This is a genomic window from Serratia sp. CY37869 (assembly GCF_052168895.1).
Lineage (GTDB): Bacteria > Pseudomonadota > Gammaproteobacteria > Enterobacterales > Enterobacteriaceae > Serratia > Serratia ureilytica.
On record NZ_JBJNLU010000002.1, the window covers coordinates 387,815 to 407,374 of the forward strand.

Below are 19,560 nucleotides of genomic sequence, written 5' to 3' on the forward strand. Positions count from 1 at the left end.
TAAACCATGTGGTATTTTGCCTGGATTCTCGGAACGCTTCTTGCCTGCGCCTTCGGCATCATCACGGCGCTGGCGCTTGAGCAGAGCGAAGCGACCAAAGCTCAGCAAGACGGTAAGTAATGAGCTCGTCCGTGATTGACAAGCTGTACGCTGTCACCGACAAGGGCCCGGTTCGGGCCCTTTCCCTGGTGCTGGCGTTGATTTTGGCGGGGTGCGTGTTCTGGGATCCGACGCGTTTCGCCGCCAAAACCAGCTCGCTGGAGATTTGGGAAGGGCTGTTGCTGATTTGGGCCGTATGCGCCGGAGTGATCCACGGCTTCGGATTCCGCCCGCAGCGCAGCGTCTGGCGCGCTTTTTTCGCGCCGCTTCCCGCCATTGTGATCTTGTTCGCAGGATTACTTTACGTTTCTTTATAATCTCCCCGATGTCCCCACGTTATGGGCCCTCACGGCCCATAATTATTTTCATTCCCATCTTGTAACCCATTCCCAACCCGATCTGTCTTGCGTATAGTAGCAGCGTTAAATTGCATTGCTGGGAAGTAGAGTGAGTAATACGTTGTTTCGATGGCCGGTTCGCGTTTACTACGAGGATACCGATGCCAGTGGTGTGGTCTATCACGCCCGCTACGTCGCCTTTTTTGAAAGAGCGCGCACAGAGATGCTGCGTCAGCACAACTTTCATCAACAGCAGCTGCTCAGTGAACAAGTCGCTTTTGTCGTCCGGCGCATGACGGTGGATTATCTGGCTCCGGCTCGTCTCGACGAGCAACTGGAGGTCCAGAGTGAAATCACCTCTCTGCGCGGGGCTTCTCTCACGTTTGCTCAACGCATTGTCAATTCTGACGGGGCCCTACTGAGCCAGGCAGATGTCCTGATTGCCTGTATTGATCCACACCAAATGAAGCCAAGAGCGCTTCCTAAGTCTATTGTCGCGGAGTTTAAGCAGTGACTGACATGAACATCCTAGATTTATTCTTGAAGGCGAGCCTGCTGGTTAAGCTTATCATGTTGATTTTGATATGCTTCTCGGTAGCCTCTTGGGCGATCATCATTCAGCGCACCCGCATCCTCAATGCGGCGACGCGTGACGCCGAAGCCTTTGAAGACAAATTCTGGTCCGGTATCGAGCTTTCCCGTCTGTACCAGGAAAGTCAGGCGCGTCGCGATAGCCTGACCGGTTCCGAGCAGATCTTCCATTCCGGCTTCAAAGAGTTCGCCCGCCTGCACCGCGCCAACAACCATGCGCCGGAGTCGGTGATCGAAGGAGCGTCGCGCGCGATGCGCATTTCGATGAACCGCGAGCTGGAAACGCTGGAAACCCATATTCCGTTCCTCGGCACCGTCGGTTCGATCAGCCCGTATATCGGCCTGTTCGGCACCGTGTGGGGGATCATGCACGCCTTTATCGCGCTGGGCGCGGTGAAGCAAGCCACGCTGCAGATGGTGGCGCCGGGTATCGCCGAAGCGCTGATCGCCACCGCGATCGGTCTGTTCGCCGCTATCCCGGCGGTAATGGCCTACAACCGTCTCAACCAGCGCGTCAACAAGCTTGAGCAGAATTACGACAACTTTATGGAAGAGTTCACCGCTATTCTGCATCGTCAGGCCTTCTCCAGCGACAGCAAATAAGTAGGAGGTAGCATGGCGAGAGTACGTGGACGTAGTCGGCGCGAGCTGAAGTCCGAAATTAACATCGTTCCGCTGCTCGACGTGTTGCTGGTGCTGCTGCTGATCTTTATGGCAACCGCGCCAATCATCACGCAGAGCGTGGAGGTTGACCTGCCGGACGCCACCGATTCCAAGACGGTGTCCAGCGATGACAATCCGCCGGTGATCCTCGAGGTTTCCGGCGTAGGTCAATACACCCTGGTGGTGGATCACAACCGTATGGAGCTGCTGCCGCCTGAGCAAGTCGCGGCCGAAGCCAAGTCGCGTTTGGCGGCTAACCCGAAAACGGTCTTTTTGATCGGCGGTGCGAAGGAAGTCCCTTACGATGAGATTATCAAGGCATTGAATATTCTCCATCAGGCGGGCGTGGCTTCCGTGGGGCTGATGACCCAGCCGATCTGACCGTAAGGCCAACGGCAACCCGGTTCCTGCGCTGCGGCTCAGGAACCCCGTATAAGCAACACCAGTTTTTGGGAATCTATTTTGGTAAAGGCAACTGAGCAAAACGATAAGCTGAACCGCGCCGTTATTGTTTCGGTCGTTCTGCACTTCATACTGATTGCCCTGCTGATTTGGGGATCGCTGCAGGAAAAGGTCGACATGGGCGCCGGCGGCGGCGGCGATGGCACCGTGGTGGGCGCGGTGATGGTCGATCCCGGTGCCGTGGTGGAACAGTACAACCGCCAGCAGCAGCAGAGCAACGATGCGCAGCGTGCCGAGAAGCAGCGCCAGAAAAAAGCGGAGCAACAGGCCGAAGAGCTTCAGCAGAAGCAGGCGGAGCAACAGCAGCGCCTGAAAGAGCTGGAGAAAGAGCGTTTGGCGGCGCAGGAGAAAGCCGCGCAGGACGCCAAAGCGCAGGCTGAGCAACAGCAGAAGGCGGCGGAGCAGCAGAAACAGGCCGCCGAGCAGCAAAAAGCGGCGGAAGCCGCCGCAGCCAAGGCCAAAGAGCAACAGAAGGTCGCCGAAGCCGCCGCCGCCAAGGCGAAGGCCGAAGCGGACAAGGTCGCCAAGGCGCAGGCGGAAGCCCAGAAAAAAGCCGAAGCGGAAGCCAAGAAAGAAGCGGCAGCTGCCGCCGCCGCCAAGAAACAGGCGGAAGAGGCGAAGAAAGCCGCCGCCGCTGCGGCAGAAAAGAAAGCCGCAGAGGCCGCGGAGAAGAAAGCGGCCGCTGAAGCCGAGAAAAAAGCTGCAGCGGAAGCCGAGAAGAAGGCTGCCGCCGAGGCAGAGAAGAAAGCGGCGGCCGAGAAAGCCGCTGCCGCCAAAAAAGCCGCTGCGGACGCCAAGAAGAAGGCCGCCGCCGAGGCTGCGAAACAATCGGAGGAAGTTAGCGATCTGTTTGGCGGCCTGGCGGATGGCAAGAACGCGCCGAAAGGCGGCGGTGCCAAATCGAAGGGCGACGGTAAACCGGCCGGGCAGGGCAATGCCAAGACGGCTGGCGCCAGCGGGGCGGATATCAGCGGTTATATGGGGCAGATTCAAGGGGCGATTCAGAGCAAGTTCTATGACGCCAGTTCGTTCGCCGGCAAAACCTGCGACCTGCGTATCAAGCTGGCGCCGGACGGCCTGCTGATAAGCGTACAAGCAGCGGGGGGCGATCCTGCTCTGTGTCAAGCTGCGGTGTCTGCCGCCAAGTTGGCGCATATACCGAAGCCGCCGAGCGATGCCGTTTATCAGCACTTTAAGAATTCTATACTTGAATTCAAACCGCAATAACGGTTGATTGACTGAGTAAGATCACAGGGATGTACTAAGGTAACCAACAGGGATTATGTAGTTTTACGTAAGTTGGTTTGTTAAAATTCTGCTAATTTATCGCAGGCATCCCGCCTGGATAAGGGAGATGAGATGAAGCAGGCATTTCGAGTAGCGCTAGGTTTTTTAATTCTGTGGGCGTCCGTGTTGCACGCGGAAGTTCGCATTGAAATCACCCAAGGGGTCGACTCCGCTCGTCCGATTGGCGTGGTGCCGTTTAAATGGGCGGGCCCAGGCACGCCGCCGGAAGATATCGGCAAGATTGTCGGCGCGGATCTGCGCAACAGCGGCAAATTCAACCCGATCGACGTGGCGCGCATGCCGCAGCAACCGACCTCCGCGTCTGAAGTGACGCCGGCGGCCTGGACTGCATTGGGCATCGACGCCGTGGTTGTCGGCCAGGTTCAGCCTGGCGCCGACGGCAGCTACCTGATCTCCTACCAGTTGGTGGACACCTCGGGTTCGCCGGGCACCGTATTGGCGCAGAACCAGTATAAAGTGACCAAACAGTGGTTGCGTTATTCTGCCCATACCGCCAGCGACGAAGTGTTCGAGAAGCTGACCGGCATCAAGGGCGCGTTCCGCACCCGTATCGCCTACGTGGTGCAGACCAACGGCGGGAAATTCCCGTACGAGCTGCGCGTAGCGGATTACGACGGTTACAACCAGTTCACGGTGCACCGTTCGCCTGAGCCGCTGATGTCGCCGGCCTGGTCGCCGGACGGCAGCAAATTGGCTTATGTGACCTTCGAGAGCGGCCGCTCTGCGCTGGTGGTGCAGACCCTGGCTAACGGCGCTATCCGCCAGATCGCCTCGTTCCCGCGCCACAACGGTGCGCCGGCGTTCTCTCCGGACGGCAGCAAGCTGGCCTTCGCGCTGTCCAAGAGCGGCAGCCTGAACCTGTACGTGATGAACCTCGGCTCCGGCCAGATCACGCAGCTGACCGATGGACGCAACAACAACACCGAACCGACCTGGTTCCCGGATGGCCAGTCTCTGGCGTTTACCTCCGACCAGGGCGGGCGTCCGCAGATTTATAAAATCAGCGCCAGCGGCGGTGCCGCACAGCGTCTGACATGGGAAGGCTCTCAGAACCAGGATTCTGAAGTCAGCTCCGACGGTAAATTCCTGGTGATGGTGAGCACCAACAGTGGTGCACAACACATCGCCAAACAAGATCTTGGATCGGGCGCCGTTCAGGTTTTGACCGGCACCTTCCTGGATGAAACGCCTAGTATTGCGCCAAACGGCACCATGGTGATCTATAGCTCCACGCAAGGTATGGGCTCCGTGCTGCAGTTGGTGTCAACTGATGGGCGTTTCAAAGCGCGTCTTCCGGCAACTGATGGACAGGTCAAATTCCCTGCCTGGTCGCCGTATCTGTGATGCATGTGTAAATATGTATGGCAAACTATAAAAGGATCAAAGAAATGCAACTGAACAAAGTGCTGAAAGGGCTTCTGCTGGCACTGCCAGTTCTGGCTGTAGCAGCTTGTAGTTCTAACAAAAGCGCGAACAACGACCAATCTGGTATGGGCGCTGGCGCCGGCACTGGTATGGAAAACGGCAGCAGCAACCTGTCTTCCGAAGAACAAGCTCGTCTGCAGATGCAAGAACTGCAGAAGAACAACATCGTTTACTTCGGCCTGGACAAGTATGACGTAAGCTCCGAATTCGCTCAGATGCTGGACGCGCACGCTGCATTCCTGCGTAACAACCCGTCTTACAAAGTGACCGTTGAAGGCCACGCTGACGAACGCGGCACGCCGGAATACAACATCGCTCTGGGTGAGCGTCGTGCTAACGCCGTTAAAATGTACCTGCAGGGTAAAGGCGTTTCCGCTGACCAGATCTCTATCGTTTCTTACGGTAAAGAAAAACCAGCAGTACTGGGCCACGACGAAGCGGCTTATGCTAAAAACCGTCGTGCCGTTCTGGTTTACTAAGAGAATCGCATGAACAGTAACTTCAGACGTCACCTGTTGAGTCTGTCGTTACTGGTTGGCGTAGCGGCCCCTTGGGCCGCTACTGCCCAAGCGCCAATCAGTAATGTCGGCTCCGGCTCGGTCGAAGACCGCGTCACCTCGCTTGAGCGCATCAGCAATGCTCAAGGCCAGCTTTTAAACCAACTCCAGCAACAACTCTCTGACAATCAACGCGACATTGATTCTCTCCGTGGGCAAATCCAGGAAAGCCAGTATCAGTTGAATCAGGTCGTTGAACGCCAGAAGCAAATCTATCAACAGATGGATAGCCTCAGCCAGGGCGGCGCTCAGAGCGCCTCTGCGGCAGCGGGCGCTGCCGGCGGGGCAGCCGCAGGCGCATCTTCCGATGCGGGCAGCAGCGCGCCTGCAGCCGCTTCTGCAACGCCGAGCGGCGGTGATGAGAACAGCGACTACAACGCCGCTGTTTCTCTGGCGCTGGAAAAAAAACAGTATGACCAGGCGATTTCCGCCTTTCAGTCCTTCGTAAAACAGTACCCGAAGTCTACTTACCAGCCCAACGCCAACTATTGGCTGGGCCAGTTGTTCTACAACAAGGGTAAAAAAGACGATGCGGCCTATTATTTTGCGGTGGTGGTGAAGAATTACGCTAAATCACCGAAGGCGCCGGACGCCATGTACAAGGTGGGTATCATCATGCAGGAAAAAGGGCAGGCCGATAAAGCCAAGGCCGTGTTCCAGCAGGTGATTAAACAATACCCAACCAGTGCGGCGGCCAAGCAGGCGAAAAGTCGCGTAGGCGGTTAACGGTTAGAAAAATGAGCCCAGAAGTTAGTCGATTTGACCGATTTCTGGGCTCATTCGCGTGAAGAACAAGCAGTTGAACGCATCGGTAAAAAATTTAGGTTGCGCTGCCAAGATAAATTAGTAATATATGCCGCCGTTGCCAAGACATCTTGCAAGATGTTAAAGCGGCAGGGAAATTGGGTCGTTAGCTCAGTTGGTAGAGCAGTTGACTTTTAATCAATTGGTCGCAGGTTCGAATCCTGCACGACCCACCAATTTCTGAAGTAGCAGTAACCACAACAGTGGGTGATTAGCTCAGTTGGTAGAGCATCTCCTTTACACGGAGGGGGTCGGCGGTTCGAGCCCGTCATCACCCACCACTGTTATGGGTCGTTAGCTCAGTTGGTAGAGCAGTTGACTTTTAATCAATTGGTCGCAGGTTCGAATCCTGCACGACCCACCATTCTTTAAGAATGGCTGCGATAGAGAATCGTAAAGGATGAGAACCGTAAAGGTTCGAGTCTCGCGAAGCGAGACAACATCACTCCGGTGATGGCCCGCAAGGGCGAGGCCAAAGGCCGAGTTATCCTGCACGACCCACCATTCTTTAAGAATGGCAGCTTCAGAATCGGTTTGATGTGGCAAAGTAAAGGTCCGAGTCGAGTACCCGTCGAGTTGTCCTGAACATCCCCATCCTTGTTTTCCGCGAGTCGGTTCCAATAACCTATTCGCCATCAGCAGTAAACCACATCAGTGGGTCGTTAGCTCAGTTGGTAGAGCAGTTGACTTTTAATCAATTGGTCGCAGGTTCGAATCCTGCACGACCCACCACTCTTTAATAGAGCAAGGTGTTAAATCGTCAGGATGAGAACCGTAAAGGTTCGAGTCTCGCGAAGCGAGACAACATCACTCCGGTGGTGGCCCGAAGGGCGAGTTATCCTACACGACCCACCATTCTTTGAGTGGACAAGATGTGAAAAATAGCAGTACCACAGCAGTGGGTGATTAGCTCAGTTGGTAGAGCATCTCCTTTACACGGAGGGGGTCGGCGGTTCGAGCCCGTCATCACCCACCACACTGCGGGTCGTTAGCTCAGTTGGTAGAGCAGTTGACTTTTAATCAATTGGTCGCAGGTTCGAATCCTGCACGACCCACCAATTCAGAAAAAAGCGCCTTTTGGCGCTTTTTTCGTTTCTGTAACACCCAAACCTGACTTATCCTCTTGCCAACAGAGTTTACCGAGTTGTGCAGGATGAGAACCGTAGAGGTTCGAGCATCGCGCAGCGATACGACAACGCGCAGCGTTGCCCGCAGGGTGAGGCCACAGGCCGAATCAATCCTGCACGACCCACCCATTCAGAAAAAAGCGCCTTTTGGCGCTTTTTTCGCCTCTGCAGCACCCCAACCTGAATCCCTGCTTTCTCGTTTCAACTCTGCGCCAATCGGCATCCGGGTCTTCCCTGGGCGTTATGCGTCTTCGCCAGGCCATTATCCGCTGTGTTCTGCGCGGCTCATTCCAGTGTTTTTAATCTATTAAACACTAAGTGCGCAAATTTGAAAATATCAGCGGACTTTTCGCGCAATTTTAGGTATTTTGTTTAGTATATAAAACGAAGGGCGTTGCGGCAGGCGATATTCAAATGGCAGGCGCCCAGCCTAGCATGAGATTGCAGCGATGAGTGAAATGTTTGATGTCAACGCGGCGGTGTATCCTTTCCCGCCCAAACCGGTACCGCTGGACGTAGCGGAAAAAGCCTTTTATCGCGAAAAGATCAAAACCTTGCTCAAGCAGCGCAATGCGGTGATGGTCGCCCACTACTATACCGATCCGGAAATCCAGGCGCTGGCGGAAGAAACCGGTGGCTGCGTGGCGGATTCGCTGGAAATGGCGCGCTTCGGCAGCGCCCATCCGGCTTCCACGTTGTTGGTGGCCGGCGTGCGCTTCATGGGGGAGACCGCCAAGATCCTCAGCCCGGAAAAACAGGTGCTGATGCCGACCCTGTTTGCCGAATGTTCGCTTGACCTGGGTTGCCCGGAAGAGGAGTTCCATGCGTTTTGCGACCGCCATCCCGATCGCACCGTGGTGGTCTATGCGAACACCTCGGCGGCGGTCAAAGCGCGCGCCGACTGGGTGGTGACCTCCAGCATCGCCGTCGAACTGATCGAGCATCTGGATAGCCTGGGCGAGAAAATTATCTGGGCGCCGGATCGCCATCTCGGCAGCTACGTGCAGAAGCAGACCGGCGCCGACGTGCTGTGCTGGCAAGGCGCCTGCATTGTCCATGACGAGTTCAAGACCCAGGCACTGCGGCGCATGAAGGCGCTCTATCCGCAGGCGGCTATCCTGGTGCATCCCGAATCGCCTCAGGCGGTGGTCGAGCTGGCGGATGCGGTGGGGTCTACCAGCCAGTTGATTCAGGCGGCGAAAACATTGCCGCATCAACAGCTGATCGTTGCCACCGATCGCGGTATCTTTTACAAGATGCAGCAGGCCTGTCCGGACAAGGAGCTGTTCGAAGCGCCGACCGCCGGAGAAGGCGCGACCTGCCGCAGCTGCGCGCATTGCCCGTGGATGGCGATGAATGGCCTGAAGGCGATTGCCGAAGGTCTGGAGCAGGGGGGCGCACAGCATGAGATCCACGTGGACGCTGCGTTGCGTGAAAAGGCGCTGGTGCCGCTGAACCGCATGCTGGATTTCGCCGCTCAGCTTAAGATGCAGGTTAAAGGCAACGCTTAACCGTTTAAAAGGATGACCTCATGAGCTTCTTCAGTACCAGCAATATTCTGGTGCACATTCCGCTTGGCGCGGGCGGTTACGATCTGTCGTGGATCGAAGCCATCGGCACCCTGTTCGGATTGCTGTGCATCTGGTACGCCAGCAAGGAAAAAATCGTCAACTACCTGTTCGGTCTGATCAACGTCACGCTGTTCGCGGTGATTTTCTTCCAGATCCAGCTGTACGCCAGCCTGCTGCTGCAGCTGTTTTTCTTCGGCGCCAATATTTACGGTTGGTATGCCTGGAGCCGCCAGACGCAGGATAATCAGGCTGAGCTGCAGATCCGCTGGCTGCCGCTGCCGAAAGCGCTGGCTTGGGCGGTGGTGTGCGTCATCGGCATTGGCCTGATGACCTTTAACATCGACCGCGTGTTCGCCTGGCTGACGCAGATTGCGGTGGCGGTGATGCAAGGGCTGGGGCTGAACGTACAGATGCCGACGCTGCAGCCGGACGCCTTCCCGTTCTGGGATTCGGCGATGATGGTGCTGTCCATCGTGGCGATGATCCTGATGACGCGCAAGTACGTGGAAAACTGGCTGCTGTGGGTGGTGATCGATGTCATCAGCGTGGCGATCTTCGCTTACCAGGGCGTTTACGCGATGGCGCTGGAGTACGTCATTCTGACGTTGATCGCGCTGAACGGCTCCTGGCTGTGGATCAAGAGCGCCGGGCGCAACCATTCCAATCCGTTATCTTCCGCTCCGTAACAACGCAGAGGGCGCCGTGATGGCGCCCTCTTGGCTTAGTGGCGATGCCCCAGGTGCGAATGCGCTTCGGCATGTGAGTGTTCACTCGGCTCCGGCGCCCGATTGATACCGCAGTCCGGCGTCTCGCAGTGCCGGTACTCCATCTGAATGGTCACGTGGCCGATCTTGTAGTGTTCCAACAGATAAGCCTGGATGCGTTGCAACAGTCCATCGTGGTCATGTGGCGGGATGACCTGCGCATGCAGCGTCATCAGCTTCTGTTCGCCGATCTGCCAGACGTGTACGTGGTGGATATTGCGCACTTCCGGGATGTTCAGGCACAGGTCTTTTTGCAGCTTGGCGATGTCGACCTCCTGCGGCGTGCCTTCCAGCAATTCGTGGAAGCTCTCCTTCAGCAGCCGCCAGGCGCTGCGCAGCACCAGACAGGAGACCAGCACCGACAGGATCGGGTCAATCGGCGTCCAGCCGGTGGCGAGAATAACGATGGCCGCGACGATAGCGCCCACCGAGCCGAGCAGGTCGCCCAGCACATGCAGCGCGGCGGCGCGCACGTTGATATTTTTCTCTTCGCTGCCGCGATGCAGCAGCCAGAAGGCGAACAGGTTCGCCAGCAGCCCCGCTATGGCGATGATCAGCATCGGGGTACCCATCACCGGCTGCGGTTCGAAGAAACGCCGTATCGCCTCCCACAGGATGAATACCACGATCACCAGCAGCGCCGCGGCGTTGAGGAAGGCCGCCAGCGTGGTCAGGCGCAGGTAGCCGAAGGTGTGGCGCGCGTTGGGTTTGCGCTGGGAGAAGTGCACCGCCATCAGCGCCACCAGCAGCGCGGCGGCGTCGGTCAACATATGGCCGGCGTCGGCCAACAGCGCCAGCGAGCCGGACAACAGGCCGCCGACCACCTCGGCCACCATAAAGACGGCGGTGACTAAAAAAGCGGTCAGTAGGCGTTTACTATTACTGTCTTTCGGCAGGTGTACGTGTGGAGTGTCCGACATTATTCATCCTTATGCATAGCGAAAGAGGGGGCGGCGGCGAGCAGAGCGTCCAGCTCGGGTTCTATCTGCGCCACTAACGCCTTTAATTTAGTATAAGCGGCGGCGGCAAGCTCGCCCCGACGTGCGGTATCCACCAGCTGTTGGCACAGCCGCGCGGCTTCCGGCAGCTGCAGCATCAGCAGGCTGCCCTTGATGCGGTGTGCCGCCTGCTCCAGGCGAGGCCAGTCGTTCGCGGCGACGGCGTCCGCGAGCCGCTGCCGGTCTTGCCGTAGCGTATCGCCGAGCGTCTGCGCCAGCCGCTGCAGCATGGCGCGATCGCCGCCCGCCATTTCGGCCAGCGTTTGCCGTAGGTCAGTAAGGACTGACTTTTCTTCCTGAGCCTGCGGTTGCTGAGCCAATACCTGGCCGATCGCCGTCAGCGAAATCGGCTTGGTCAGGAAGTGATCGATCGCCACCAGCCCCGGCGGGATGCGGGTAAACTCCTGCACGTCCGCCGAACAGAGCACGATGCGGCAAGGCGGGCGCTGCAGCCGCTGTTCGTCGCGCCGGATCAGCCTGGCCAGCGTCAGGCCGTCCGGGCGCGGCATGTTATAGTCGATAAACAGCAGGTCAAACGGCTGCCGTCGCTGGGCCTTCAGCAGCGCATAGCCTTGTTCGAAGCGGGCGGGTTGCTGCCCGAAGTGGCGCAGTTGGCGTTCCAGCAGCAACAAATTGGTGGGATGATCGTCGATCAGCGCGGTACGCAAGGCGGAAGACGGCAGAGCAAAGGTGTGCTCCTCCTGCGCGCCAGCCGGCGCGTCGCCGCTCAGCTCGACCGGTATCACTACCTCGACGCGGGTGCCGACGCCCGGCTGCGAGTGCAGCTCTATGCGGCCGCCCATCTGTTCGACGATTTCTTTGCAGATAGACAGGCCCAAACCGGTGCCTTGCGCCGAGATGCGTTGCGCGCCGCGCGCGCGGTAAAACGGTTGAAACAGCTTGCCTACCTCATCGGCGGCGATGCCGCAGCCGCTGTCGTTCACCGTTAACTGCAACTCTCCCCGTCGTTCATCCTGCGTGCGCCAGCCGACCTCGACCTGAATGGTTCCGCGCGTCGTGAACTTTATCGCATTGTTTATCAGGTTGTTAGCCACCTGAAGTAAACGCTCACCATCAATGACCACCGCCTCCGGCAGCGCCGGATCTGCCGTCACCTTCAACGTCAACGGCCGTTCGCCGATAAGCGGCCGGTAAAGGGCGTCGATGCGCGCGACCCAGGGGCGCAGCGCCACCGGTTTTGGCGCCAACGTCAACGACCCGGTTTCCAGTCGGGCGTGATCCTGCAGGTCGTTGAGCAGGTTGAGCAGCGATGAGGCCGAACTGTAAATCACCGGCAGGCCTTCCGGCGCAGGTTGGCGTTTGAGTTCCAGTTCCAGCAGGCCAAGGATGGCGTGCATCGGCGTGCGCAGTTCATGGCTGACGGTGGCGAGGAATTTGCTCTTCATGCGGTTTTCCGCTTCGGCGCGGCGGCGCGCCTGCTCGAGCTCCTCGCGTTCGCGTTTTTCACGGCGCTGCAGCATGAAACGGCGCAGCGTCAGCGCCAACAGCAACACGGTGGCGGCGGCCAACAGCGCCAGCAGCCAGGTGGTCTGCGGCGGCATGCGGTTGTCGTTCACCGCGTCGATAAGGTTGCTGCGGTCGACGATCCACTCGTCGCGCAGCGATTGCAGGGTATCCGCCGGGATCTGCATCAGGTTCTTATCGAGGATCGCCAGCAGCAGCGGCTGATCGCGGCGTACGCCGAACGCTACCGGATAGGGGATGTTGTTGGCGGCGAAGGCCAGTTTGATGGCGCCGGAATAGCGCGACAGCGCCAAAAAGTTGGCGGAAATGACGTTATCCACCAGCGCATCCAACTGGCCGTTGGCCAGCGCGTCGTACATCGACTTGCTGTCGGCGAAGCTGACGGTCTGTTCCTGTTCCGGCACCAGCCCCTGCGCCAAATCGCCCTGCAGCACGCCGATGCGCTTGCCGGCCAGATCGCTCCAGGTCGAGACGCCGTTGGCATACTGGCCGACGTAAACGCCCCACAGCGAACGGTGGATCGGCATGCTGGCGCCATAGCGCGCCTTGACGCCGCGCGCCAGCGGCAGGGCGGCGCGGAAGCTGGCCTGGCCGGATTGCACCAGCTGATCGGCCTGCTCGGCGTTGCGCGCCCACAGCGGCGCGAAACGCAGCCCGGTGTTTTGCGCGATGATGTTGAGAATATCGATGGCGTAGCCGCGCGGCTGGCCGTCGGAACCGCGGTAGGCGAACGGGAAGTTGTTCTCGATGGCGGCGTAGTAAACCACGCGGTGGCTCGCCACCCAATTCTTCTCCATCGTCGTCAGATCGGCATTGCCGGTATCGAGGTAGCTGGGGATCTTTTTGCTCCAGCGGCTCTGCAGGGCATTCATCAGTTCCATCGGCGCGTCGGCGATGGCGGTGTCCAGCGTGTCTATCAGGCGCGGATCGGCGGCGGCGAACACGAAGGACAGGTTGCCCAGGTTCTCGTTGCTTTCAATTTGATAGAGCTGGCCGAGCTGCAGCTGGTCGATGATAAAGCTGGCGCTGGCCTCGTCGGCGATAAAGTAGTCGCTGCTGCCGTTGAGCAGCGAATAGACCGCCTGCAGGTTGTTGTCGTAGCGCTGGATCTGCGACGCCACCGCCTGCAGGGCGCCGCCGGACTGCATGTCGGTCAGCGCGCCGATCGCGACGCGGGCGTTGGCGGAATTGAGCATCACCGGCCTATCGTTGCTGCGATCGCGCAATACGCGCAGGTTGCTGATGTAGTAAGGCTGGGAGATCTCCAGCCCGTGCAGCGCTTCGCTCTGCGGGATGCCGTACAGCAGGTCGACCTTGCCGTCGTGCAGCGCCTGTTCCAGCTGGGTCAGATCGGCGAAGCCGTAAATGGCGAAGCGGATGCCGGTCACCTGCTGGATATAGCCGAGGTAGTCGGCGTTCAGCCCATACAGATCGTCGTCCACGATGATGTTGTACGGGCTGGTGTTCTCACTGATGATACCGACGCGCAGCGTGCGATCGCGCCAGGGATTTTTCTCGCCGACGATCAGCATATTCTCGGGGGTATTCAGGTTGCTGACCAGCTGATAGCGCACCGGCTCCGCCGCCTGCGCCAGGCCGCACCACAGGATCAGCAGCAGCAGGGCGCGGCGCATCATGGCGCCAGCTCTTTAAACACCGCCACCAGTTCCAGCAGGTTGCCGGCGCCGGTTTTGCGCTGGATGTTTTTTTTGTGCGTGCTGACAGTCTTGTTGCTGATGTGCAGCCGGTCGGCGATCTGCAGGTTGGACAGCCCCTGGCTCAGCAAGCCCAGCACCTCGAGCTCCTTAGGGGTGAGCAGCCCGCCGTCCGCCGTCGGCGCCTCTTCGGCCAGCGCGGCGGCGGGGAAGCTGATTTCACCGTCCAGCACCTGTTCGATCGCCTGCACCAACTCCGCCAGCGAGCTGCCTTTATTGACGAAACCGTCGGCGCCGGCGGCATGCGCCATGCGCGCATAGACATCGGCTTCCTGCGCGGTATAGATCAGGATCTTTTGTTGCGGATAGCGGCGGCGGATTTTTTTCAACAGCTGCAGCCCGTCGACCTGCGGCAGGCCGATATCCAGGATCACCAGGCCGAAAGCGGCCTCGGCCAGCAGGGCCAGCGCCTGTACGTCATCCTGCGCCGCCTGCAGGCGGTAGGGGCGGGATGATTTCATTAGCGCCGCTTCCAGTGCGACATGAACCACCGGGTGGTCATCAACTAATAGCAGAGAGGGCATGTTCAACTCGGGTCACTTTATATTCTGATCGCTAGCATAGCGAAAAAGGAGGCTCTGCGCTCGCCAGATGAAACAGCACAATCTGCTGTTAATTTGGCGGTTCCAGCGGCGGGGGGCAAAGGTGATTTACAGCGCCATTCTCACAGGCTAGATTGTTGGGATCTACACCGTTACGCACTGCGAAATACCCCACGATACCGAATGGAAAAGCTATGAATTACCAAAACGACGATTTACGCATTAATGATATTAAGGAACTCCTGCCGCCGGTGGCTTTGCTGGAGAAATTCCCGGCCACTGAACGCGCGGCAAAGACGGTGTCCCAGGCCCGCAGCGCAATTCACAATATCCTCCGCGGCAGCGACGATCGCCTGCTGGTGGTGATTGGCCCTTGCTCCATCCATGATACCCAAGCCGCCAAAGAGTACGCGGGGCGCCTGCTGGCGCTGCGTGAAGAACTGAGCGGCGAGCTGGAAGTGGTGATGCGCGTGTACTTCGAAAAACCGCGCACCACCGTGGGCTGGAAAGGCCTGATCAACGATCCGCAAATGGACAACAGCTTCAACATCAACGACGGCCTGCGCCTGGCGCGCAAGCTGCTGGTGGAGATCAACGACAGCGGGTTGCCGGCCGCCGGCGAATTCCTCGACATGATCACGCCGCAGTACCTGGCGGATTTGATGAGCTGGGGCGCCATCGGCGCGCGCACCACGGAATCGCAGGTGCACCGTGAACTGGCCTCTGGTCTCTCGTGCCCGGTCGGCTTCAAGAACGGCACCGACGGCACCATCAAGGTGGCGATCGACGCCATCAACGCCGCCGGCGCGCCGCACTGCTTCCTGTCGGTGACCAAATGGGGCCACTCGGCGATCGTTAACACCAGCGGCAACGGTGACTGCCACATTATCCTGCGCGGCGGCAAAGAGCCAAACTACAGCGCGGCGCATGTGAAGGACGTCAAAGCTGGTCTGAGCAAAGCGGGGCTGCCGGCGCAGGTGATGATCGACTTCAGCCATGCCAACAGCAGCAAACAGTTCAAAAAACAGATGGACGTGAGCGCCGATGTTTGCGGGCAAATTGGCGGCGGTGAAAAAGCGATTATCGGTGTAATGATCGAAAGCCACCTGGTGGAAGGCAACCAGAGCCTCGAAAGCGGCGAGCCGCTGGTTTACGGCAAGAGCGTCACCGACGGCTGCATCGGCTGGCAGGATACCGAAACCGTGCTGCGCGATCTGGCGGCGGCGGTGAAAGCGCGCCGCGGTTAATCGCGTAAAGAGGGGCTCGCCAGCGGGCCCTTTTTCTATTTACCTTAAAATTTTATATCTCCTGTCAATTTAAGGCCTACAGTCAATAGGCTTATTAAATCTTTAAGCGGCCGTATTCGCATTATTCCTATTTAATAAAAGAATAATTGTCACCGCTCTCGGCATTGTGCTTATATAAGACGCTTTTTTATTCCATAAACCCCGCAGGCCTAATAAGTGGGGAGTGGTATGACCTTATTCCTTTCAGGATGAAAGAATTATGACAAACAATACCTCGCAGCCGCTGGGGCTGCACCGGATTAAATTCCATGGGAAAGGTGGTGAGTACTTCGCTATTTGGTTAGTCAACGCGTTATTGACCGCTCTGACCCTGGGCATTTATTCCGCCTGGGCGACGGTGCGTCGTCGTCGCTATTTTTACGGCAACACGGAATTGGACGGCGATCGTTTCGATTATCATGCGCAGCCGCTGCAAATTCTGAAAGGACGGCTGTTGGTGATCGGCGGCATCATCGTATTTTATTTCCTGCTGGCGGTGACGCCATTGCTGGGGCTGTTGGCGCTGCTGGTATTGCTTGCCCTGTTGCCGTGGATCGTTATCCGCAGCTGGCGCTACAATGCGATTATGTCGAGCTATCGCGGCGTGCGCTTTAATTATGTCTGCCGCACCGGGCGCGCCTATTGGGCTTTGCTATTCTGCCCGTTATTGCTGATTATCGGACTGTATGTCGGTCTGATCGTCTTGCTCGGCATTGGCAGCGGTCTTGGCAGCATCAACGCCATCGCATTTATGCTGGTGCTGACGCTGATTTTGGCCGTGCCGGCATTTGCGGCGGTAAACGGCATTATTAGCGCACTGCAGCATGATTTGTACGTTAATAACCTGTTTTTCGGGAACACGCCGTTTATTGCCGAACTGAAGAAATCGGCCTTTATCAAATTTGCCTTGATCGGCCTGCTCATATTCCTGCCGTTCATGTTGGTCGCGCTGGTGTGCATCGGTTCGTTCTTCTTTACCCTCTATCAGATGGTGTTGATGGGCATGTTGACCAACGAAGCCATCGATGTGCTGGTGCTGGACAATATCAGCAGCCTTCTGCTGATGATGGTGGTGCTGCTGATCGGCGCCCTGGTGGCCAGCAGCTACCAAGTTGTCGCCCAACGCAACTACCTGTTTAACCAGGCAAGGCTGAACGGCGACATCAAGCTGCATTCCTCAATGAAAACGCTGCCGTACATGGGATTGTTGATCACCAATACCCTGATTACCCTGTTCTCGCTCGGTTTGGCGGCGCCGGTGGCGGAAGTGCGTCATGCCCGTTATCTGGCGGCGTGCACGGCGGTTGAAGGCGATCTGGCGCTGCTGGACATTACGGCGCATCAGGAAACCGCCAACAGCGCGGTGGCCGAAGAAGCGGTGCAGGCGCTGGATCTGGGCGGCAGCTTCTGAGGCGCCGATGATCCTTGAAGGCGCTTATCAGTTGCCGGGGCGGGCCGCACGTGAGGCGGCTCGTCTGCTGGTGAACGAAAGCGGCGAAGGCGTGACGTTGCAGCGGCAGGATGAACAGCGTTACATCCCGCTGACGGACATCACCGTTTCTGCCGCGCTGGGCAATATTCCGCTGACGCTTACCTTCAAGGGCGGCGGGCGTTTTGTGCCCGATGACGACGCGGCCTTTCGCCGCTGGTTCTATCAGCGCCGTTCGCCGGGTTGGGTGCATCGCCTGGAACGCCATAAACGCGGCGTCGCCCTGGCGCTGCTGATGACGCTGCTGGCGGTAGTGACTTACGTTTACGTGGTGCTGCCGTGGGCGAGCAGCGAGATCGCCATGCGCATCCCCACCTCGGTGGAACAGAAGCTGGGCGAACATACGCAGACGTTCTTGGAGCAGAGTGGCTTCGCGCCCTCGGCACTGCCGGCCGAACGGCAACGGGCGCTGCAGCAGCTGTTCCGGCAGGTGATGCCGGCCGACATGCGCCAAGAGCGCACGCCGCTCTCGCTGAAGTTGATGGCGGCGCCCGGCGCGCCGAACGCCTTTATGTTGCCGGACGGCACGCTGGTGCTCAGCGATAGCCTGGTCACCTTGTCGAAAAACGACGATGGCTTGGCGGCGGTGATGCTGCACGAAATGGGGCATCACGCTTATCGCCATCCGATGCGCATGTTGGTGCGCTCGTCACTGGTGGCATTGACGCTGATGTGGATGACGGGTGACGTCAGCGGCATCGGCGACACGTTGCTGCAGTCCGCATCCTTCGTAAATGAGATGCAGTTTTCTCGCGGGATGGAGCGTGAGGCGGATGCGTTTGCGATAGCGGAAATGCAGCGCCAGGGGCGTTCGCTGGCGGAAATGGCGGCGATCTACCGCGCGTTGGCGCAGGCGCCTGAACGAGAAAAGACCGATGACTGGGCGCTGCCTGCCTGGCTCAGCACTCATCCGGCGATGCAGGAACGGCTGGATGCGGTAAATGAGGCGATGGCGCAGCAGAAATAAAAAAGCCCCCGGTGAAAACCGGGGGCTTTTTCGTGAACCGGCGAAATTACTTCGCTTTACCCTGGTTCGCCACGGCCGCCGCTTTTGCAGCGATCTCATCGGCGTTACCCAGGTAGTAACGTTTGGTTGGCTTGAAGTTCTCGTCGAACTCATACACCAACGGCACGCCGGTTGGGATGTTCAGCTCGAGGATTTCGTCTTCGCTCAGGTTATCCAGGTATTTCACCAGCGCGCGCAGCGAGTTGCCGTGCGCCGCAACGATCACGCGCTCGCCGCTCTTGATGCGTGGCAGGATCTCTTCGTCCCAGTAAGGGATAACGCGATCGATGGTCAGCGCCAGGCTTTCGGTCAGCGGCAGCTCTTGCTCGGTCAGCGAGGCGTAACGCGGATCGTGGCCAGGATAACGTTCGTCTTCTTTGGTCAGCTCCGGCGGGGTCACCGCGAAGCCGCGACGCCATTGCTTCACCTGCTCGTCGCCGTATTTTTCAGCGGTTTCGGCTTTGTTCAGACCCTGCAGCGCGCCGTAGTGACGTTCGTTCAGCTTCCAGGATTTTTCGGTTGGCAACCAGGCCTGATCCAGCTCGTCGAGGATGTTCCACAGGGTGTGGATCGCGCGCTTCAGTACGGAGGTGTAAGCGAAGTCGAAAGTGAAACCTTCTTCTTTCAACAGCTTGCCTGCTGCTTTCGCTTCGGTGCGGCCCTTGTCGGACAGATCAACATCATACCAACCGGTGAAGCGGTTTTCTTGGTTCCACTGGCTTTCGCCGTGACGCACCAGAACCAGCTTAGTTACAGCCATAGCTTAACTCCTTAATAATCTGACATTTCAATGATAACGAAAATCATTATATTGCCGCGGGCCGGGGCTCGGCAATCGATAGTGTCTAACCATAGCCAATTTCTTGCCGCAAAGTAAGGGCTGGAGAAAGGAAAAAGCTGAATCGTTCAGGCTGGGGCGGAAGGGGGAGAAACGGCGCGTCGGAATCGCTTCGGACGCGCCGTGGCAGAGGGAAAATCAGGCCGATTTTTTCAGGCAGTTGCTCATGAAGGTTTTACGCGCGTCGCCCTTCAGATCCTTGGTCTTGGCGTCGGCGTTGCAGCTTTTCATCTTCTGCTGCTGCGGCGTCAGGGTTTTGCCCGTTGCAGCGGCGCCTTCGGATTTCAGACAGGTGCTCATAAAGGTGGAGCGGTCCGCGCCTTTCAGCGACTTGGTGGATGCCTGCTGGTTGCAATCGGTCATGCGTTTCTGTTGGGCCGCCTGCGCCGGCGAAGGCGTTTTCGTCGCCGTCGTCGCGTCGGCCGCCATCAGATTGGTGCTCAGCATTAAGCCCGCCAGCAATGGAAGTGCAGTAATCAGACGCATAGGTGT

The 19,560-nt window shown here is 58.3% G+C and carries 19 protein-coding genes, 6 tRNA genes and 3 other RNA genes; 23 read left to right on the top strand and 5 right to left on the bottom strand.

The window, feature by feature from the left end; all coding sequences use genetic code 11:
* Window positions 1-6 precede the first annotated feature (6 nt).
* The 20 genes from cydX (at window position 7) to pnuC (ending at window position 9,631) form a co-directional block, all read left to right on the top strand.
* Window positions 7-120, top strand: coding sequence for a cytochrome bd-I oxidase subunit CydX (gene cydX / locus ACJ8J1_RS12075; protein WP_004939868.1), 114 nt, complete (start codon window positions 7-9; stop codon window positions 118-120).
* Entirely contained in the window at window positions 120-416 is a 297-nt protein-coding gene (gene ybgE / locus ACJ8J1_RS12080; RefSeq protein ID WP_033642199.1) for a cyd operon protein YbgE, read from the top strand. The genes cydX and ybgE overlap by 1 nt, the downstream gene beginning before the upstream one ends.
* Before the next feature lie 130 nt (window positions 417-546).
* On the top strand, window positions 547-951 hold the full coding sequence (ybgC, locus tag ACJ8J1_RS12085; RefSeq protein ID WP_004939863.1) for a tol-pal system-associated acyl-CoA thioesterase: 405 nt from the start codon (window positions 547-549) through the stop codon (window positions 949-951).
* Window positions 948-1,631: a Tol-Pal system protein TolQ gene (tolQ, locus tag ACJ8J1_RS12090; protein WP_004939862.1), complete on the top strand. Its 684-nt coding sequence runs from the start codon at window positions 948-950 to the stop codon at window positions 1,629-1,631. The genes ybgC and tolQ overlap by 4 nt, the downstream gene beginning before the upstream one ends.
* A 12-nt stretch (window positions 1,632-1,643) precedes the next feature.
* Entirely contained in the window at window positions 1,644-2,072 is a 429-nt protein-coding gene (gene tolR, locus ACJ8J1_RS12095; RefSeq protein ID WP_004939859.1) for a colicin uptake protein TolR, read from the top strand.
* 81 nt (window positions 2,073-2,153) lie between these two features.
* Complete coding sequence (tolA, locus tag ACJ8J1_RS12100; protein ID WP_033641066.1) at window positions 2,154-3,380, top strand: cell envelope integrity protein TolA; 1,227 nt, start codon at window positions 2,154-2,156, stop codon at window positions 3,378-3,380.
* 132 nt (window positions 3,381-3,512) lie between these two features.
* Window positions 3,513-4,805: a Tol-Pal system beta propeller repeat protein TolB gene (gene tolB, locus ACJ8J1_RS12105; RefSeq protein WP_004939856.1), complete on the top strand. Its 1,293-nt coding sequence runs from the start codon at window positions 3,513-3,515 to the stop codon at window positions 4,803-4,805.
* 44 nt (window positions 4,806-4,849) lie between these two features.
* Window positions 4,850-5,365, top strand: a complete 516-nt coding sequence (gene pal, locus ACJ8J1_RS12110; protein ID WP_004939853.1) for a peptidoglycan-associated lipoprotein Pal — start codon at window positions 4,850-4,852, stop codon at window positions 5,363-5,365.
* A gap of 9 nt (window positions 5,366-5,374) precedes the next feature.
* The gene (gene cpoB, locus ACJ8J1_RS12115) at window positions 5,375-6,169 is read left to right on the top strand and encodes a cell division protein CpoB (protein ID WP_004939852.1); all 795 of its coding nucleotides are present in this window, start codon (window positions 5,375-5,377) and stop codon (window positions 6,167-6,169) included.
* A gap of 178 nt (window positions 6,170-6,347) precedes the next feature.
* Window positions 6,348-6,423, top strand: a tRNA-Lys gene (locus ACJ8J1_RS12120).
* A 29-nt stretch (window positions 6,424-6,452) separates the two neighbouring features.
* Window positions 6,453-6,528: transfer RNA gene (locus ACJ8J1_RS12125), tRNA-Val, on the top strand.
* 7 nt (window positions 6,529-6,535) lie between these two features.
* Window positions 6,536-6,611, top strand: a tRNA-Lys gene (locus tag ACJ8J1_RS12130).
* Between the two features lie 15 nt (window positions 6,612-6,626).
* A non-coding RNA gene (locus ACJ8J1_RS12135) (RtT sRNA) lies at window positions 6,627-6,751 on the top strand.
* A gap of 152 nt (window positions 6,752-6,903) precedes the next feature.
* A tRNA-Lys gene (locus tag ACJ8J1_RS12140) sits at window positions 6,904-6,979 on the top strand.
* Window positions 6,980-6,992: 13 nt separating this feature from the next.
* Window positions 6,993-7,102, top strand: a non-coding RNA gene (locus tag ACJ8J1_RS12145) — RtT sRNA.
* Between the two features lie 45 nt (window positions 7,103-7,147).
* Window positions 7,148-7,223 (top strand) — tRNA-Val (locus ACJ8J1_RS12150).
* Window positions 7,224-7,229: 6 nt separating this feature from the next.
* Window positions 7,230-7,305, top strand: a tRNA-Lys gene (locus tag ACJ8J1_RS12155).
* 74 nt (window positions 7,306-7,379) lie between these two features.
* Window positions 7,380-7,502: non-coding RNA, RtT sRNA (locus ACJ8J1_RS12160), on the top strand.
* A gap of 321 nt (window positions 7,503-7,823) precedes the next feature.
* A complete protein-coding gene (nadA, locus tag ACJ8J1_RS12165; RefSeq protein WP_033642201.1) occupies window positions 7,824-8,885 on the top strand; it encodes a quinolinate synthase NadA in 1,062 nt (353 codons plus the stop codon).
* Window positions 8,886-8,905: 20 nt separating this feature from the next.
* Window positions 8,906-9,631, top strand: coding sequence for a nicotinamide riboside transporter PnuC (pnuC, locus tag ACJ8J1_RS12170; protein ID WP_033642203.1), 726 nt, complete (start codon window positions 8,906-8,908; stop codon window positions 9,629-9,631).
* 35 nt (window positions 9,632-9,666) lie between these two features.
* Here pnuC and zitB read toward each other — a convergent pair whose 3' ends face one another.
* Genes zitB through ACJ8J1_RS12185 form a run of 3 tightly spaced genes read right to left on the bottom strand, consistent with a single transcriptional unit; the run spans window position 9,667 to window position 14,431 of the window.
* Window positions 9,667-10,629, bottom strand: a complete 963-nt coding sequence (gene zitB, locus ACJ8J1_RS12175; protein ID WP_033642204.1) for a CDF family zinc transporter ZitB — start codon at window positions 10,627-10,629, stop codon at window positions 9,667-9,669.
* A complete protein-coding gene (locus ACJ8J1_RS12180) occupies window positions 10,629-13,829 on the bottom strand; it encodes an ATP-binding protein (RefSeq protein ID WP_442520345.1) in 3,201 nt (1,066 codons plus the stop codon). The genes zitB and ACJ8J1_RS12180 overlap by 1 nt, the downstream gene beginning before the upstream one ends.
* Complete coding sequence (locus tag ACJ8J1_RS12185; protein WP_033642206.1) at window positions 13,826-14,431, bottom strand: response regulator; 606 nt, start codon at window positions 14,429-14,431, stop codon at window positions 13,826-13,828. Before ACJ8J1_RS12185 ends, ACJ8J1_RS12180 begins: the two co-directional genes overlap by 4 nt.
* 212 nt (window positions 14,432-14,643) lie before the next feature.
* On the opposite strand from ACJ8J1_RS12185, the gene aroG reads away from it, so the two are divergent.
* From aroG to ACJ8J1_RS12200, 3 genes are all read left to right on the top strand, one after another.
* Window positions 14,644-15,696 carry a 3-deoxy-7-phosphoheptulonate synthase AroG gene (gene aroG, locus ACJ8J1_RS12190; protein ID WP_025301893.1) on the top strand — a complete coding sequence of 351 codons (1,053 nt, stop codon included), beginning with the start codon at window positions 14,644-14,646 and terminating at the stop codon, window positions 15,694-15,696.
* 259 nt (window positions 15,697-15,955) lie between these two features.
* Window positions 15,956-17,146 (top strand): YjgN family protein, encoded by a 1,191-nt coding sequence (locus tag ACJ8J1_RS12195; RefSeq protein ID WP_033642207.1) that lies wholly within the window; start codon window positions 15,956-15,958, stop codon window positions 17,144-17,146.
* Between the two features lie 7 nt (window positions 17,147-17,153).
* Window positions 17,154-18,191: a M48 family metallopeptidase gene (locus ACJ8J1_RS12200; protein ID WP_046686585.1), complete on the top strand. Its 1,038-nt coding sequence runs from the start codon at window positions 17,154-17,156 to the stop codon at window positions 18,189-18,191.
* 46 nt (window positions 18,192-18,237) lie between these two features.
* Here the strand turns inward: ACJ8J1_RS12200 and gpmA are convergent, their stop codons facing one another.
* Complete coding sequence (gene gpmA, locus ACJ8J1_RS12205; RefSeq protein ID WP_004939834.1) at window positions 18,238-18,990, bottom strand: 2,3-diphosphoglycerate-dependent phosphoglycerate mutase; 753 nt, start codon at window positions 18,988-18,990, stop codon at window positions 18,238-18,240.
* A 216-nt stretch (window positions 18,991-19,206) separates the two neighbouring features.
* Entirely contained in the window at window positions 19,207-19,554 is a 348-nt protein-coding gene (locus ACJ8J1_RS12210) for a PsiF family protein (protein ID WP_033642211.1), read from the bottom strand.
* Window positions 19,555-19,560 lie beyond the last annotated feature (6 nt).